Origin of the sequence: Lacisediminimonas sp., assembly GCF_030645335.1 — a bacterium.
Lineage (GTDB): Bacteria > Pseudomonadota > Gammaproteobacteria > Burkholderiales > Burkholderiaceae_D > Lacisediminimonas.
On record NZ_JAUSNH010000014.1, the window covers coordinates 12,427 to 28,086 of the forward strand.

Annotated in this window: 15 protein-coding genes; all 15 read right to left on the bottom strand. The window is 62.1% G+C overall.

The genetic code is table 11. The annotated features are described in order from the left end of the window. Positions 1-6 precede the first annotated feature (6 nt). Positions 7-1,719, bottom strand: a complete 1,713-nt coding sequence (gene soxB, locus Q7T64_RS01045; protein WP_304789700.1) for a thiosulfohydrolase SoxB — start codon at positions 1,717-1,719, stop codon at positions 7-9. Between the two features lie 103 nt (positions 1,720-1,822). Beyond that, a complete protein-coding gene (gene soxX / locus Q7T64_RS01050; protein ID WP_304789795.1) occupies positions 1,823-2,386 on the bottom strand; it encodes a sulfur oxidation c-type cytochrome SoxX in 564 nt (187 codons plus the stop codon). A gap of 66 nt (positions 2,387-2,452) precedes the next feature. Further along, positions 2,453-3,256: a sulfur oxidation c-type cytochrome SoxA gene (gene soxA / locus Q7T64_RS01055; protein WP_304789703.1), complete on the bottom strand. Its 804-nt coding sequence runs from the start codon at positions 3,254-3,256 to the stop codon at positions 2,453-2,455. A gap of 107 nt (positions 3,257-3,363) precedes the next feature. Next, positions 3,364-3,675 carry a thiosulfate oxidation carrier complex protein SoxZ gene (gene soxZ, locus Q7T64_RS01060; protein ID WP_304789706.1) on the bottom strand — a complete coding sequence of 104 codons (312 nt, stop codon included), beginning with the start codon at positions 3,673-3,675 and terminating at the stop codon, positions 3,364-3,366. A gap of 47 nt (positions 3,676-3,722) precedes the next feature. Further along, positions 3,723-4,184, bottom strand: a complete 462-nt coding sequence (gene soxY / locus Q7T64_RS01065; protein WP_304789710.1) for a thiosulfate oxidation carrier protein SoxY — start codon at positions 4,182-4,184, stop codon at positions 3,723-3,725. A gap of 127 nt (positions 4,185-4,311) precedes the next feature. Continuing rightward, on the bottom strand, positions 4,312-5,379 hold the full coding sequence (locus Q7T64_RS01070; RefSeq protein ID WP_304789713.1) for a c-type cytochrome: 1,068 nt from the start codon (positions 5,377-5,379) through the stop codon (positions 4,312-4,314). Beyond that, the gene (soxC, locus tag Q7T64_RS01075; protein ID WP_304789718.1) at positions 5,366-6,718 is read right to left on the bottom strand and encodes a sulfite dehydrogenase; all 1,353 of its coding nucleotides are present in this window, start codon (positions 6,716-6,718) and stop codon (positions 5,366-5,368) included. Before soxC ends, Q7T64_RS01070 begins: the two co-directional genes overlap by 14 nt. Before the next feature lie 110 nt (positions 6,719-6,828). Next, positions 6,829-7,197 carry a metalloregulator ArsR/SmtB family transcription factor gene (locus tag Q7T64_RS01080; RefSeq protein ID WP_304789720.1) on the bottom strand — a complete coding sequence of 123 codons (369 nt, stop codon included), beginning with the start codon at positions 7,195-7,197 and terminating at the stop codon, positions 6,829-6,831. 158 nt (positions 7,198-7,355) lie between these two features. Next, entirely contained in the window at positions 7,356-7,994 is a 639-nt protein-coding gene (locus tag Q7T64_RS01085; protein ID WP_304789723.1) for a DUF302 domain-containing protein, read from the bottom strand. A gap of 17 nt (positions 7,995-8,011) precedes the next feature. Next, positions 8,012-9,016, bottom strand: coding sequence for an MBL fold metallo-hydrolase (locus tag Q7T64_RS01090; protein ID WP_304789726.1), 1,005 nt, complete (start codon positions 9,014-9,016; stop codon positions 8,012-8,014). 242 nt (positions 9,017-9,258) lie between these two features. Next, positions 9,259-9,819, bottom strand: a complete 561-nt coding sequence (locus Q7T64_RS01095) for a PadR family transcriptional regulator (protein ID WP_304789729.1) — start codon at positions 9,817-9,819, stop codon at positions 9,259-9,261. Between the two features lie 200 nt (positions 9,820-10,019). After that, positions 10,020-11,240, bottom strand: coding sequence for an MBL fold metallo-hydrolase (locus Q7T64_RS01100; RefSeq protein ID WP_304789733.1), 1,221 nt, complete (start codon positions 11,238-11,240; stop codon positions 10,020-10,022). Positions 11,241-11,244: 4 nt separating this feature from the next. After that, a complete protein-coding gene (locus Q7T64_RS01105) occupies positions 11,245-11,757 on the bottom strand; it encodes a (2Fe-2S)-binding protein (protein WP_304789736.1) in 513 nt (170 codons plus the stop codon). After that, positions 11,745-12,572 carry a xanthine dehydrogenase family protein subunit M gene (locus Q7T64_RS01110; protein WP_304789739.1) on the bottom strand — a complete coding sequence of 276 codons (828 nt, stop codon included), beginning with the start codon at positions 12,570-12,572 and terminating at the stop codon, positions 11,745-11,747. The genes Q7T64_RS01105 and Q7T64_RS01110 overlap by 13 nt, the downstream gene beginning before the upstream one ends. Further along, the gene (locus tag Q7T64_RS01115) at positions 12,569-15,562 is read right to left on the bottom strand and encodes a molybdopterin cofactor-binding domain-containing protein (RefSeq protein WP_304789742.1); all 2,994 of its coding nucleotides are present in this window, start codon (positions 15,560-15,562) and stop codon (positions 12,569-12,571) included. Before Q7T64_RS01115 ends, Q7T64_RS01110 begins: the two co-directional genes overlap by 4 nt. Between the last annotated feature and the right edge of the window lie 98 nt (positions 15,563-15,660).

The following is a 15,660-nucleotide window of genomic DNA, read 5'->3' on the forward strand; positions in this document are numbered from 1 at the left end:
ACGACTTCAGCCCGCCATGCCCGGGTTGGACTGTACGCCAAGCAGGCGCGGCATGTTCAGCTTGCGCGGCGCAACCGTTTTCTGGTCGCGCAGCCATTGCCCGACCACATCCCATACCATCTCGCCTTTCGCGCCTTCTGCCACCGGCGCCCAGCCGGCCACCTTGTAATTCTTGCTGGCTTCCAATGGTTTGCCATTGAGTCGCATGTCACGGATGCGGCTGCCGATCTTCGCCAGCGGATCGATCGCGTAAGTCATGCCGCCCACCCGCACCATGTCGCCACCCTGCTGGTAATAGGGATCCGGATTGAACAGGTTGTCGGCCACGTCTTCCATGATGGTCTTGATGGTGTCGCCGGAAAGCGTGCTGAGAGTGGTGTAGCTGTACGTCGTCGCCGTCTGGTCCATCAGGTGTTCCATCAGGATCGGGCTGTTGGGCAGCAAGGTCGTGCCCCAGCGAAAGCCGGGCGAAAACGCGATCTCGGCACCCTTCACGTCCATCAGCGCGTCGACAATCAACTGGTCGAAACTGCCGTTGAAATTTCCGCGCCGGTAGAGCAGGCCCTGGGTCGTCGCCAGCCGCTCATTGAGCTTGCCGACATACGGCGCACGCACCCGATCGATCAGCGCCTGCATGTCGCGGTCAGCCGGCAATAAATTGGAAAATACCGGCAACAGCTTGTAGCGCAGATCCTGCAACTTGCCGTCGCGCACGTCGAGGTCGAGCACGGCCAGGAACTTGCCGTTGCTGCCGGCATTGGTCACCAGGGTCTTGCCACCCGGGTTGGAGACCGAAATCGGGCGCGGTATCGCGTCATGGGTATGGCCACCGAGGATGACATCGATGCCACGCACCCGCGAAGCCAGCTTGATGTCGACGTCCATGCCGTTGTGGGACAGCAGCACGACCGCCTTCGCCCCCTTGGCGCGGGCTTCGTCGACCGTCTTTTGCATGTTCTCTTCCTGGATGCCGAAGCTCCACTCCGGCACCATATAGCGCGGATTGGCAATCGGCGTGTACGGGAAGGCTTGTCCGATGATGGCAATCGGCACGCCGTTCATTTCCTTCATCACATAGGGCGCAAATACCGGATCGCCAAAATCGGTGGTCTTGATGTTCTGCGCCACGAAGTCGATGCGGCCCTTGAAATCGCGCTCGACGATTTCTTTCACGCGCTTGTCGCCGAGCGTCATTTCCCAATGGGCGGTCATCACGTTCACGCCCAGTTGCAATGCGGCATCCACCATATCCTGGCCATTGGTCCAGAGCGCCGTGCCCGAGCCTTGCCAGGTATCGCCGCCGTCGAGCAGCAGCGCACCCGGCCGGCCGCCGCGTATGCGCTTGACCAGCGTCGACAGGTGGGCAAAGCCGCCCAGGCGCCCGTAGGTGCGCGCCGCCTCTTCGAAATTCAGGTAGGTGAACGCATGCGCTTCCGGCGTGCCGGGGGCAATGCCACTGGCCTTGAGCATCTGCTCGCCGACCAGGTGTGGCACTCGTCCTTGTGCTTCGCCAAAGCCGAGGTTCACGCTCGGTTCACGGAAATGCACCGGCAGCAGCTGCGCATGGCAGTCGGTGAAATGCATCAGGTGTACGTTACCGAATTTTGGCAGTGCGTACAGCGCATCGGCCGACTGCTGCGCCAGTGCACTGCTTGAATCCAGCACCATGCCGCCTGCCGCGGCGATTGCCATGGCATGCAAGAATTCCCGTCGGTTCATTCCCATTGTGGTCTCGTCCGGTATTGATGATAGCGGGCGGCAGCCACTCGGTGCGCCCGGGGAGGAAGAGACAGGCCCGTGACACGGGCCTGCCCGGTATTGCTTACTGATTGACCGGCGACTTCGGATCCATCAGCAATGCCATCACGTCCTTGATCTGCTTTTCGGTCAGGACACCGTTGTGGCCGAAGCGCGGCATGTTGGAGCAGGCGGAATACGCCTGGGCGTTATAGACCTTGCCCCAGGTGTATTGCATGATGGCGTCGCTTTGTCCGCGCAGCTTGCCGTAGTTGTACAAGGTGGGGCCGATGTTGCCGAATGAAATTTCGGCCTTGGACAACTGATGGCAGGCATAGCAATTGCCGCCGTTCACGCCGCCTACGGCATCAGAAGACTGCATGCCGCGACCGCTTTGCGCGACCTTCTCGCCTTCCTTCCAGTCGCCCAGGTATTTGCCGTCAGCCGGATACTTGATCGTCTGCAGTTGCGCCTTTTCGATGCGCGCGGCGACCTCCTTGGGCACGCCCTCGGTGTACTGGCTGCACAGTTGCTGCGCGTCGTCGCGGTTGACGACACGCTCTACCGTCGCCGGCCCCTTGGACTTGAAGTCATTACGCAGCATCTGCGTCAGCTCGGCCGTGTAGTCGACCGTCGACGACGATGTCATTGATCCGCAACCGGCGATCAGTACGATGCCGCCCAATATCAAACTTGTTTTTTTCATGGCGGCCCCTTATCGTTTCAGCGCAGGTGCGTTGTACACGCCACCCTCTGCATTCTTAGCCAGGAACATGGTCAATGCGGTGATCGTATCCGACGCATAAGCGGCTTCCGGAAAACGCTGCTGGCGGAAACAGTCATACAGGCGATGCTGCATGGTGCGCACTTCACCCTGCGAGACGCGGTATGCCGGCCAGGTGGTGTACGCAAGCTGGGCGCCAGCCTTGCTGGTGATGTTCGGCAGGTCCTGCAAGCGGATCCGCTGGCCATCGGTGGCATGGCAGGTGGCGCAGGCAAAATCGTAGGCGCCGCCGCGGTAGAAGAACATCGTCTTGCCGAGTTCGAAGGCGCGTTTTTCTTGCGGATGGGCGACGCTGACGTTCATTTTCATGCCGCGCGATTCGGACGTAATGTAGGCCACCAGCGCCTCGATGTCCGATTTCTTGCCGGTGGCGCCAAAGTGCTGCGCAGTTGCCTGCTCCTTGCTCAATCCCTGCAAGCCCATGCGGCAATGCATCAGCCGCTGTTCCAGCTCCATCACCTTGTTGACGTCCTTGAAGTAGCGCGGCAGTTCGGCATAAGCGCCCTTGACGACGCCGGGTCCACGGCCGAGGTCGCACTGCTCAAGCGATGCGTTTTTCGGACCGGCTTTTTTCTTCCATAGCTCTTCGCCGCGCATTTCCCACAGCTCGGCCGGATTACCGTCTGCCAGCAACTGGCGGTATTTGGCAATCTCGTCGGACGCGCTCTGGGCGAATGCGCTGGCGCTGAACCAGCACAGCGCCGCTACCGTCCATCTGATGCAGTTCGCTTTCATGATGTCTCCTCTTGTTGGGTGTGATGGTCTGCGCCATCGATTGGTTTTGTTACGCCGCACGCCGCTTGCTGCGCCGGCTGCGTGGTCTGGCGCCACGTCAGGGCCGATCAGGAGATCGTGGCTTCGTCGGTGCGTGAATCACCCTTGTTGTCTTTCCAGGTGACGGTGACCTTGTCGCCTTTTGCGCCGCCCTTGAACTTGAATGACAGGAACGGGTCCTTCGACACTGCCGGCCCGAACGAGGCGTCAAGTACGATCTTGCCATTGTGGGTCGCCACTACGCTGGTGATGTGATGTGGTGGAATTACCTTGCCGCTCGCATCCTTGCGCTGGCCGGTTTCCATGTCATGCCGCATCAGTATTTTTACTTCGGTTGTGTCGCCACTACTCGCCGCGCGGATGCGCATCGGGTCGCCCATGATAGTCCTCTCGAATTAATAGTTTGGTCGTGATGGAAGGGGGCGGGTCAACCGCCGCAACCGCCCAACGTGACTTTGATTTCCTTGGACGACGTGAACCACTTGCCGTCCGCCTTGACCAGCGCATGCACGTTCGACGTGCCGCCCATCTTTACCCGGGTCGTGACAGTCGTGCTGGTGCCATCCGGAATGGTGAAGCCGGCCGCCAGGGGACTCGGGTTCTTTTCGATCAGGATCGCAACATACTCGGTCTTGGGCAGGGAACTGGTGACCGAAACCGGCACCACCGCACCGTTTTCAGCGATGTCCGGGCCAGTGATGGCAACGTCCTTGCTGTTGGTGACGCTACCCACGCCGAGCGCTTGCTCGACTTCCTTCAGGGTTTTTGCATCGAACGCCTTGGCGTTCCATTCGGCCGCGAAGGCCAGCCCCGGCGTCAGTATTCCTGCACTGACTGCCAGCCCCAGCACGGTTGCGATGCGCATTGCATCGCGTCGACTTTGATTCATGATCTCTCCTATGGATAAAAACAACAGCTACCGGCAAGTGCTCTTGGAATGCGCGGCCCTGTCCGGACAATAAACAGTGTTCGATACTAACTTCTTTCCTGCTGCAGTGAGCATGTCAGGGCGCGCTTCAGGAACCCGGCTTCAGGATCCATTGCACCAGCGCACGCAGGTCGGCCTCGGGCACATGGCCCTGTGGCGGCATCGGCACCTGCCCCCAGGCACCTGCGCCACCCTGTCGCATTTTTTCCAGCAAGCGGTTCTCCGCGTTGGCGTCGCCCTTGTACTTGGCTGCCACTTCATTGAAACCGGGGCCAACCAGCCGGTTGGCGACACCGTGGCAAGCAACGCACGCATATTGCTGCGCCAGCTTTAACGCACCGCCCGCCACCGCACTTGGCGGGCTGGCAGCCGCACCTGCAGGCTTGGCCGGTGCAACTGCAGCAACACCAGCAGCGACCAGCGGCATGCCCCGCACCGGCCCGAACGAACGGTTCTGCTCGGCCAGGTTGCCGTGCGCGCCGTGCGCGCTGGCTGGCAGCGACGACGAGATGGTGGCAGGCGCCGGACAATCTTTCATGCAGGCCTTGCTGCGCACGTCCGGCTTGCCACGCAAGTCCCACAGGCCATGCTTGGTGCTCATGCCGTTACGGTTGGGCAGGCGCGCCTGGACGGCGCCGATATTCTGGTCCGACAGCACGAAATCATCCGCAACGATCTCGCCCATGTTCAGGATATAAGCGGTGACAGCGTAGACCTCTTCGACGCTGAGCGATTTCGGCTCGTTCCAGGGCATCGAGCGATTGATGTAATCCCATAGCGTCGAGACAGTCGACAGCTTCATCAGCGTGGTGCGCTGTGGCTGGCTGTTTCCTGCCAGCGCCGCGACGCGCCCGGTCTTGATATCGTCGGCCTTGGTGCCGCCGATAATGGGCGTGAAGACTTCATTGGATTCGCCAAAGCTGCCGTGGCAGGAAGCGCAGCGCGCGTCCCACACCGCCATGCCCTTGGTGACCGACCCCGAACCTTTGGGCAAGCCCTTGAAGTCGGGGCGCACATCGATATCCCATGCCGCGACCTCCTTTTCAGTGGCGCTGCGGCCAACCCCCGCAAAATTGCCGGCATTGGCGGCCGTCGCTGCAATCACCGTCAGCAGCGCCAGTGCGCAGGCGCGCAAGCCCCTGTTAAACCTGGACATTCGACACCTCCCCGGAAGTGGCGACCTGCCAGGTCTGGATGCCATTGTTATGGTAGATCGAGCGTGTGCCGCGCGCGGCCCGCAATTCCCGTCCGGTCGGCTGTACATAGCCCGTGTCATCGATCGCACGCGACTGCAACAAGGCCGGGTTGCCGTCCCAGGTCCAGTCGATATTGAAGCGGGTCAGGGCTTTGGTCAGCACCGGCGTTTCCAGCCGCGCCGTACGCCAGTTGCGTCCACCGTCCACCGACACGTCCACCCGCTTGACCTTGCCGCGGCCCGACCAGGCCAGTCCGCTGATGTTGTAGAACCCGCGGCCGACCATGCGCTGGCCACCGGAAGGCGTGGTGATCACCGACTTGCATTCCTGTATCGACGTGTACTGCCGGTGCGTGCCGTCCGGCATCAGGTCCACATAATGCAGCGTCTCGTCCTTGGTGTTCCACGGACGGTCGCCCACCTCGATGCGGCGCAGCCACTTGACCCAGGACACACCCTGTATGCCCGGCACCACCAGGCGCAATGGATAGCCATTTTCGGGCCGCAGCATCTCGCCATTCATGCCATAGGCAACAATCACGTCGTCCAGCGCGCGGTCCATCGCAATGGTGCGCGTCATGCCTGAACCGTCAGCGCCCTCGGCCAGCACGAACTTGCCATTCTTGCGGTCGAAACCGCAGTCATCGAGCAGCACCGACAGCGGCACGCCGGTGAACTCGCTGCAACTGAGCATGCCGTGCGTGTACTGCACTGTCGGCACTGCGGAATTGCTCCATTCCATCGCGGTATTGGCGCCGCATTCGATGAAGTGGATGCGCGATACCGAAGGCAGGCGCATCAAGTCATCCATCGTGTAGACACGGGCGTTGCGCACCAGGCCGTTGATCATCAGGCGATGGCCGGCAGGGTCGATATCGTGCCAGCCCTGGTGATGCCGCTCGAAGTGCAGCCCGCTTGGCGTAATCATGCCGAACAGCCCCTGCAAGGGTGCAAACGACACCGATGCCGCCGATACCCGGGTCAGGCCCGGGGATTCACGGCGCTGCAACTGGGTTTCGAATTTGGATGGCTGGCCGTAGGGGCGGGAGGCGACCGGCTGGCCCAGCGTGCGGCTGTGCAAGGGCAGGTTCAGGATTGCCGGGTCGCCGTCGGCCGGCACCGCAGCCTGTGCCCAGCTACTGCCCGCAGCCAGTGCTGCACTGGCAGCGACAAAGCTCTTGCGCAGGAAGCCGCGCCGGGTGTCGTCGAGGCCATGCTGGTTGATCTGCTGCTGCAGATCAGCGTCAATAAAATTTTCCGGCGCGCGTACGATGCGGCCCGGCGAAGGGCGGTCAGCCATTCCTGTCTCCTGTTACAAAAGCACAGACAGCGCAGCCCCCTGAAGGGTTTCGCGCCGTTGCGCCAATTTTTATTTACGATACTCCGCGGGCGCCGACCCTACCTGGCCGGCTAGCCATTGACGCGGATGAACTTTTTCACGACATCCTTGTTGAACGTGGTTTGCTGCTCGATACGTTCGGACATTTGCGTGCAAACGGTGCGGCACAGGTTCATCGTGTTGTCGTCGTCGATGCGGTAGTACACCTGCGTGCCTTCCTTGCGGCGCGCCAGCACTTTCGCGCGATACAACATGTTCAGATGCCGCGAGACGTTTGCCTGCGTTGAACCGACCTGATCGACGATGTCGCCCACCGGCCGCTCGCCCATGCACAAGGTGTACAGGATCTTTATCCGTGTCGGCTCCGACAGCAGGGCGAAATAGCCGGAAACATCTTCGAAAAGCTGATTCAGCTCGGCTGGCTCGGGATTGGTTAGCACGATTCGTTTTTCAAAATTCGGTATATGCGTACTTAATCATATTCCGATTGAGTTGTGCAACGAAAATCGATTGTGCGGCGCAGCACAACTGCGTGCACCCAAGCCGGGATCCATGCTGACGCTTCAGGACTACTTGCCCGCCGCGCTGGTTCAGCCGCTTAGAACTCGCCTTTGGCGCCGCGTTCCATCAGCTTCCACACCGTGTCACGCACCTTGCGCGCTTCGGCGCGCAGTGCCGGCGGCAGCTTGCGGCCCATATTGACCATCATGTCCATGTTCATGGTGTACATCCAAAGGCCGTCTTCCTGTTCGACCACCACGATACGACACGGCAGGAAAGCCGCCATGTGCGGGCTGAAGTCGACCATCATGCGCGCTGTGGCCGGCGTGCAGTAGGAATAGGCTTTCAGGAATTTTTGTTTCTGGCCAGTGCGGGCTTCGAGTTCCTTCGACAGCGGCAGCTCGCCCACTGCCCGCATGTTTTCTTCTGCCGCCACGCTGATCAGCGCAGCTTCGATATGCGCCACCGTCACGCCCGGCGCCACCTTGCGCTCCCATGTCACGGCGGCGGCGATGTCGCCGCCGGAATCGATCCAGCGCTGCCAGATCAGCGCCGCCTGCTGGCCGGCACCGTCTTCGAGCTTGTCGATCGTTCGCAAGGTTCCACAGCCGCCGGCCAGCATGGCGAGCACCAGCGCGGTGCCGATGCGCATCATCCGCAGGCCAGGCATCGCACGCAGCCCGCGCAGCGTGCGTGGCTCATGCCGCCCGGGCGCACCACCCTCTTTCTGCTTCATGTCCCGCATTCCCTGCCTCATTTTTTTTGCAAGCTTTCGCGTTCCATCAGCAAATAGGTGCCAAAAGCGTTGAGCCGGTTGGCCGCCTCGAATGCCGGATATTTTTCAAATGCGGACCAGTCGGTCTGCCGGTAGGCGTCTTCAAAACCGGTCATATTGTCGACTGCCTCTCCCATCACCCGGCGCAAGTAAAGCAGATAGTCCCGTGTCAGTTTCAGGTCGCGCCCGGTGTCGGTCGAGGCGGCGCCGTGACCGGGGATGGCAATTGCCGGACCCACTTCGCTGATCCGATCCAGTGCCAGCAGCCACTGCCGGCTGTCGGCATTGCCCACGAAAGGAATGCGGCCGGTGAAGTACAGGTCGCCCGCGAACAATACCCGGCCTTCCTCGACATACAACATCAGGTCGTCGTCCGAGTGGGCGCCGCTGGCGTCGATGACCTGGAAGCGCACGCCGCCCAATTCGAAGGGCACCCGCTTGTCCTGCTTGAACGAGAGCCAGCGGTCGGCCGGCACCAGCCGGGTTGCGTCATCGACCCACGGAAACAGGTCCTTGCGACGTTGCGCCAGGCGTTGTTGCGCCTCGTCCGAGCCGAGTGCCCGGCGGCCATTCTCGTGCGCCCAGATTTCGGCGCCGCCGGCTTTCAATGCCTGCAGGCCATACACATGGTCGGCATGGTAGTGGCTGACGATGATGCGGCGCACCGGCTGCGCCGTTACCGACCTGATCGCCTTCAACATCGCGGCACCGAGCACCGGCGTGCCCAGCGCATCGAACACGACGACGCCGTCGTTGGTGATGACAAAGCCGGCATTGGACATGAAGCCCTTGTTCGCCGCACTCGCCATGCCTGAGTCGCCGCGGAAATAGTAGACCCGCTCGGTGAGCTTGACCGGTGCAAGCTGTATCTCAGGCGGGGCTGCGGCAAGGGCTGCGGGGGGCGTCAATGCGAGCATGGCCGGCAGCAGCAGCTTGTTCAGCAGCGCGGCAGCAGCGGCAAAGGCGGGTGTGAGGTGTTTCATGGTGACCTGGCGGATGGACGCAATCCGCACATGGTAATGCAGCGGCGCAGAAAACTCTTGATCCTGGATGCGGGTGCGTTGCGCTGGCCAGGATCAAACCAGCGGCCGGGACCGCGCTTGCGCTTGGTGTGGCTGGCTCAGGCCAGGAAGGATTTCTGGGGCGACTGTCGATTGATGCCAGGCCTGACAGGGCCGGGGATATTTTGAAACCAGACCGAAGTACGCTTTTATAAGGGTATTTTTTACTTGTCGGCTTGCTCGGCCTTGATCATCTGGCTCTCCCGCTCCAGGAACATTTCAAGCTCCTGCTCCATCACCCTGTACTGCGCCACCTTCAGGTGCAGGGACAGCAACTGGAAACGCCGTTCCTTCTCCCGCGCCCCCGGCCGCGCAACCACCCGCGCCTCGGTTTTTTCCATATACAGCCGCTCGCTGGTAATCCGGTCCAGATACGCCCTCAACTCCCGCAACATCGTCGCCTCATCGGCAAAATTGCCAAAGAACACCCGCAACAACACCTCGTCGCGTGTGACGGCAGCCTGTATCGGTTCATTGACCAGGGCTTCCAGGGCCAGTTTGCCTTGCTCGGTAATGGTATGGATCTGCTTGGCCGGCTTGCCGACCTGGGGAATGGATTCGCTGGCGATCAAACCGTCCTCGCGCAGTGTGCGCAGGGTGGTGTAGATCTGCGGTCCGGTTACGTTCCAGATGAAGTACACCGATCGGTCGATCGTGCGCTTGATGTCATACCCTGACGCAGGTTGCAGCGAGAGCAAGCCCAGGATCGCTAACTTTAACGACATCGTGGTGGACCCAAAAATGAATGATTGGCGACTCGCCTGGCTAATCCAGGGCGGCGCGCAACATTATATAGAGACAAAACCGTGTTCATGTACCGCCGCCCCCGGCCGCAACCGCCATGTCCATGCGGACCCGAGCGACCTCTTTGCCGATTGACACTGCCCGCCCATCCGGCGCGCGCCGGATGGGCGTTTCACCGCGTTCAGGTGCGATGGAAGCGGATGATTCCACCTGCATCCGTGCGTCGAACCAGCTTGCCCTCGTACATCAGGTAATTCAGATGCGCCAGCGCCTCGTTCATCGCAAAGCCCAACTGGTGACCATCCAGGTTGGGCGGGAAAATCATCGGCAGCAGGTCGCCTGCGGTGATGCCGGCCGGTCCGGTCGCCGCCATGATTTCGGCCAGGCGCAGGTGATGGTGGTGTTCCAGCTCATCGAAGCGGTCATGCACACCGCGGAACGGCCGGCGATGCGATGGCAATACCAGGGTGTCCTTGCGCATTGCCGGACGGAAGCGGTCCATCGTGTCGAGGAAGTCGCCCAGGGGGTTGGCATTGGGTTCGATGTGCCAGACGCTGACGTTGGGCGAAATCTCCGGCAGGACCTGGTCACCCGCCATCATGATCCCGAGATCGTTGTTGTACAGGCAGACATGCTCTGGCGAATGGCCGCGGCCGATCATGACTCTCCAGTTGCTGTTGTTGATCGACAGGACTTCGCCGTCCTTCAGGCAATTGAAGCTGTCGGGTACGGTCGGGCAGCCATGCGGATAGCGGAACACTTCATTGCGGAACTGGTCGACGAAGGGTTTGGACAATCCATTTTTTGCGTAGAAAACGCAGCGCGGCTCGATCGCATCGGTGTTCAGGTTTTGCGCGGCCAGGTTGCCGAACGCCCACTCGGTCTCGGACATGCTGGGACGTACGCCCCACTTTTCCTGCATCCAGCCGGCATTGCCGAAATGGTCGGGATGGAAGTGGGTCACCACCACGCGCGTGACCGGCTTGTCCTTCATCTGGTTCTGCCAAACTTGTTCCCATTCGGTGCGCGCACCTTCGGCGCCATAACCGCAATCGACGATGGTCCAGCCTTCCTTTTCTTCGATCAGATAGGCATTGATCGCACGCAGCCGGAACGGCAGCGGTGTGGAGAGCCAGAAAATGCCCTCGGCGACTTCAACGATCTTGCCGGACTCCGGATACTCCTTGAACGGGTATTCCAGTTTGGTTGGCGGCTTCATGCCAGCGGACGGGCTTGCGGGGGCCTTCTGGCTGGCCGTTGCGGCAGCGGCGGCAGGCTTGGCTGCACCCGCTGCCGGTGCGTCGGCGGCAAGCGGAGCGGCTTCTTTTTTCGAGCCGATGACCGGGTGGCAAGCGCAGTTGCCGTGCTGGTGTGCCGCTACGGGCTTGTATGTTGGCTTCATTTGGTCAGACCTTGCTGGTTCGGTTTTGCCGCAGGAGTTCGGCCGCTTCCACGGCTGCCTCCACGATCGGCGTGTAGCCGGTGCAGCGGCACAAATGGCCGCCGATGACTTCCCGTAGCTGCTCACGGTTGGCGTCGGGATTGATTTCGAGGTAATGGGTCAGCGACATCAGGATGCCGGCCGTGCAATAGCCGCATTGCAGGGCGTGATGGCGCTTGAAGGATTGCTGCAGCACCGACAAGGTGCCGTCTTCTTCGGCCAGTCCTTCCACGGTGTCGATACGCTTGCCACTGGCCTGTACGGCCAGCGTCAGGCAGGCACGCGCGGCCACACCGTCGATACGCACGGTGCAGGCGCCGCACACGCCGTGTTCGCAGCCGACATGGGTGCCGGTGGCGCCGATTTCATGGCGCAGGAAATCCGACAGCAGCATGCGCGGCTCGGCCTGGCCCTCGACCGGACGTCCGTTCAGGGTGAGCGTGACCTGGTGCAACTGGTTTGCTTTCAAGACTGACATGCGCGCGCCTCCTCAATGACTTTTGCGCCGAGACGCCGTACCAACTCCCTGCGATAACGGGCCGACGCATGGATATCGTCGTTGCCGCCCATTTCCCAGGCAAATGCGTTCAATGCTTCGGCCAGCGCCGCACCCTCTACAGTGCCAAAGTCGCGTACCGTCGGCCGGTCGGCAACGCCGCCCACGCCGAGCAGCGTCTTGCCGCCACTGGCGCGCGCAGCGAGCGCGACGATGGCGAAATCGCCATGCCGCCGCCCGATCTCGCGAAAGGCAACGCCTTCGCCGGCCTGGTGGCGCGGGAAGCGCACCGCGGTGACCAGTTCATCGGCCGCCCTTGCGGTCGACAACATGCCGACCTGGAAGGCCGACGCCGGCAAGCGGCGCACGCCGCGCACCGAGCGCAGTTCGACTTCTGCGCCCAGCATGGCCAGGCACAATGGCAATTCGGAACTGGGATCGGAATGGGCGATGGAGCCGCATACGGTGCCGCGGTTGCGCGTCTGGAAATGGCCAACCCAGGGCAAGGCGGCAGCAACCAGCGGCAACTCTTTTTGCAGTTGCGGCCAGCTCAACAGCTCGGCTTGCGTCACGGCTGCGCGTACTTCGACGGCATTGCCATCGATGCGGATCGACTTCAGCGACGGTATGTCGGCAATATCGACCACGATCTCTGGCTCTGCCAGGCGCATGTTGAGGATCGCCATCAGCGACTGGCCGCCAGCCAGCACGCGGGCGCCGGCGCCAAATTTCGACAGCGCACCAACTGCCTCTTCCTCGCTGCTGGCGCGCAGGTAATCAAACGAAGCCGGTTTCATTTATCCGAACTCCCCATGCGTTGCAGGTTGCGCCACATCTGCGCAAGCCAACCGGGTTGGGCCTGTCCGCCGGCCTGCCTGGCGAGCGCGTCGAAGAAGGCGCCGATCAGCACGCGGGCAGCGCCGTCGAGCATGCGTCCGCCGATCGTGGCGATCTTGCCGGACAGCCGGACACTGTAGGTGTAATGCACATTGGTTCCTTCGCCCTCGGTATCGAGGCGGATTGCGCCGCCGCCGCTGGAGAAACCAAGCGGACCGCTGGCCTCCATGGCGAACGACGCCGATTCTGGCGCTTGCAGGTTGCTGTATTTCGCCGAAATGGCGAACGTGCCGCGCACCGGACCGACGCCGACACTGGCGACTATCCGGTACTCATTGGGCCCGACCACTTCCAGCGACTTGCAGCCCGGGATCACGGCGCGCAATGCTTCCGGATCGAGCAGCGCTTCCCATACTTTTTCGCGGGCGACCGGCACCAGCGTGGAGCCGGAACCGTTCATGCCGCCCGCGTCCTTGCCGGCAGCCGGCATGGCGGCAGCACTGGACTGCATGCCGGCCGGACGCGCCGTTTCCTCGCCATGCAGCAGGGCTGCCACGCGCGACGGAATCAGCGGCAGGCTGACGTCCTTGATGCCGAGTGCGTCGGCCACTGCGTTACCGACGCAAGCCGGCATGGTCATCATGTTGCCCTCGCCCATGCCTTTTGCGCCGGTGGCCGTGAATGGCGATGGCGTTTCGATGTGATATGACTCGATCGGCGGGATTTCCATTGCCGTGGGCAGCAGGTAGTCGGCGTAGGTGCCGGCCAGGTGGCTGCCGTCGCTGTCGTAGGCAAAATTCTCGTACAGGCAACTGCCCAGCGATTGCGCCAGCGCACCGCTGACCTGCCCTTCGACGATGGCCGGATTCAGCAAGCGACCGCCGTCATGCACCGACACATACTTGTCGATATTGACCTGGCCGGTGTCGCGGTCGATCTCGACGCCGCAGTAGTCGAAAATGAAGCCGTACGTCAGGGAGGTATTGATCTCGTCCTTGTCAGTGGGCGGCTCGAGTTCGGGCGGGCTCCACTGCGCGGTCTCGCGCAGTCCCGGACCCACGCCCTCCGGCAGGGAACCCGGCGACCAGTGGGCCAGGCCAGCGACGCGGTAGAACGGCAAGCTCTTGGCCGGATCGGTCAGCGATGAAATTTTTCCGCCGGCGAACACCAATTGCTCGGCCGGCAGGTTCAGCATCTTGCCGGCAATCGCGGCCAGCCGGCCACGCACCCGGCCGGCAGCAATGTGCGCGGCGCTGCAAGTTGACGCGGCGAAGCGGCTGGCGTAATTGCCGGCCGCAATCGACCAGCCATCCTTGGCGGTATCGAGTTCGACGTTGACGGCGATATCCAGCGGATCGAGTCCGAGCTGGTCGGCCACCACTTGCGCCAGCACCGTGCGATGGCCCTGGCCCTGCGGCGTCGAGTCCGACACCACGGTCACCATGCCATTGCCGTCGACGGCGACGGTGGCGGTACCGGCGGCACCGTCCTTCGGTCCGGATTTCTTGCGCGCTTCCAGCGGCAGCAGCACCGACAGGTAACCCATGTTGGACACGCCCGGCTCGACCGCCGCAGCATAGCCGATACCGTACAGCCGTCCCTGCGCGCGGGCTTCGTCGCGGCGCCGCTTCAACGCATCGAGCCGGCCCATGCCGGTCGATTCCTCGATGGCTTTCTGGTAGTTGCCGGAGTCCAGCAATGCGCCGGCAGCAGTGCGGTAAGGGAAAGAATCAGGCTGGACCAGGTTGCGCTTGATGACGTCCAGCGGATCGAGGTCCAGTTCAACCGCGATGCGCTGTACCAGCCGCTCCAGCGCGAAATAAATCTGCGGTCCGCCGAATCCGCGCACCAGGGTGACTGGCACCTTGTTGGTCAGCACGATGCGGTTGCGGATCGACAGGTTGCGTATGCCATAGCCACCGGTGGTAATGCCATGCATCCGGTACAAGGGCCCTGGCATCGGCGCACGCAGGCAGGAACCGTATTCTTCGATATGGTCGCAAGTCATTGCCAGTATCTCGCCATCGGCGGAAACAGCGGCTTCGATATGCGTGTCGCGGTAAGGGCCGGAGCCGGACGCCACCAGGTGCTCAAGCCGGTCTTCCACCCATTTCACCGGCCGGCCGGCGCGCTTGGACGCCAGGCACAACAAGATCATGTAGGGGAATATCGCCAGCTTGGAACCGAAGCTGCCGCCGGAACTCGGCGGCGTGCGCAGGCGGAATTTATTGGACGGCACGCGCATCGCGCGCGGCACCACCGTGAGGACGGAAAACGGTCCCTGGAAATTGGCCATCACCTCGTAGCTGTCTTCAGCCCGATTGTGCTCGGCGACCATCACGTAGCCCTCGATCGGACAGGCCATCACGCGCGGATACTCGACGTCGAGCACGACCTTGTGCGGGGCAGCGGCAAATACCGACTCCGGGTCACCGTAACGGAATGAGCGGTCATGCACCACGTTGCTGTCGCATTTCGGATGCAGCAACAGGGCACCAGGCGCCATCGCCTGCTCGATGCTGACCACCGGGGTCATTGCGCGGTAGCTGACTTCGATGGCTTCGAGCGCATCTTCGGCCTTGTAGCGGTCGCTGGCGACCACCACGGCAACCGGCTCGCCGACATAGCGCACGCGGTCCACTGCCAGCGCCCAGTCGTCGATCGGCGCCTTGACGCCAACGATGAACGGCTCGGTCTCGTCGCGCACCTCGGTGCCGATGATGACCGCCGCCACGCCCGGCATCGCCAGCGCTTTGGAGGTGTCAATGCCGAGAATTTCTGCGTGCGCATGCGGTGAACGCAAGATCGCCGCATACAGGGTTCCCGGCTTGGTCGGCATGTCGTCGCCATAAGTGGCGGAACCTGTCAGCAAGGTGGCGTCTTCGACGCGCTCCATGGACCGGCCGACGTGAAGGCCTTTTGCTACGGTGCTATCCAACGGGGCATTCATGTTCGTTTTCCCTGGCAGTGATGGAACCGGGGAAAACTTTTGCCCTGCGCGCTTTCCGTGGTCCTCCCTGCCTGTGTGTGCAACGTCAATATTGAATT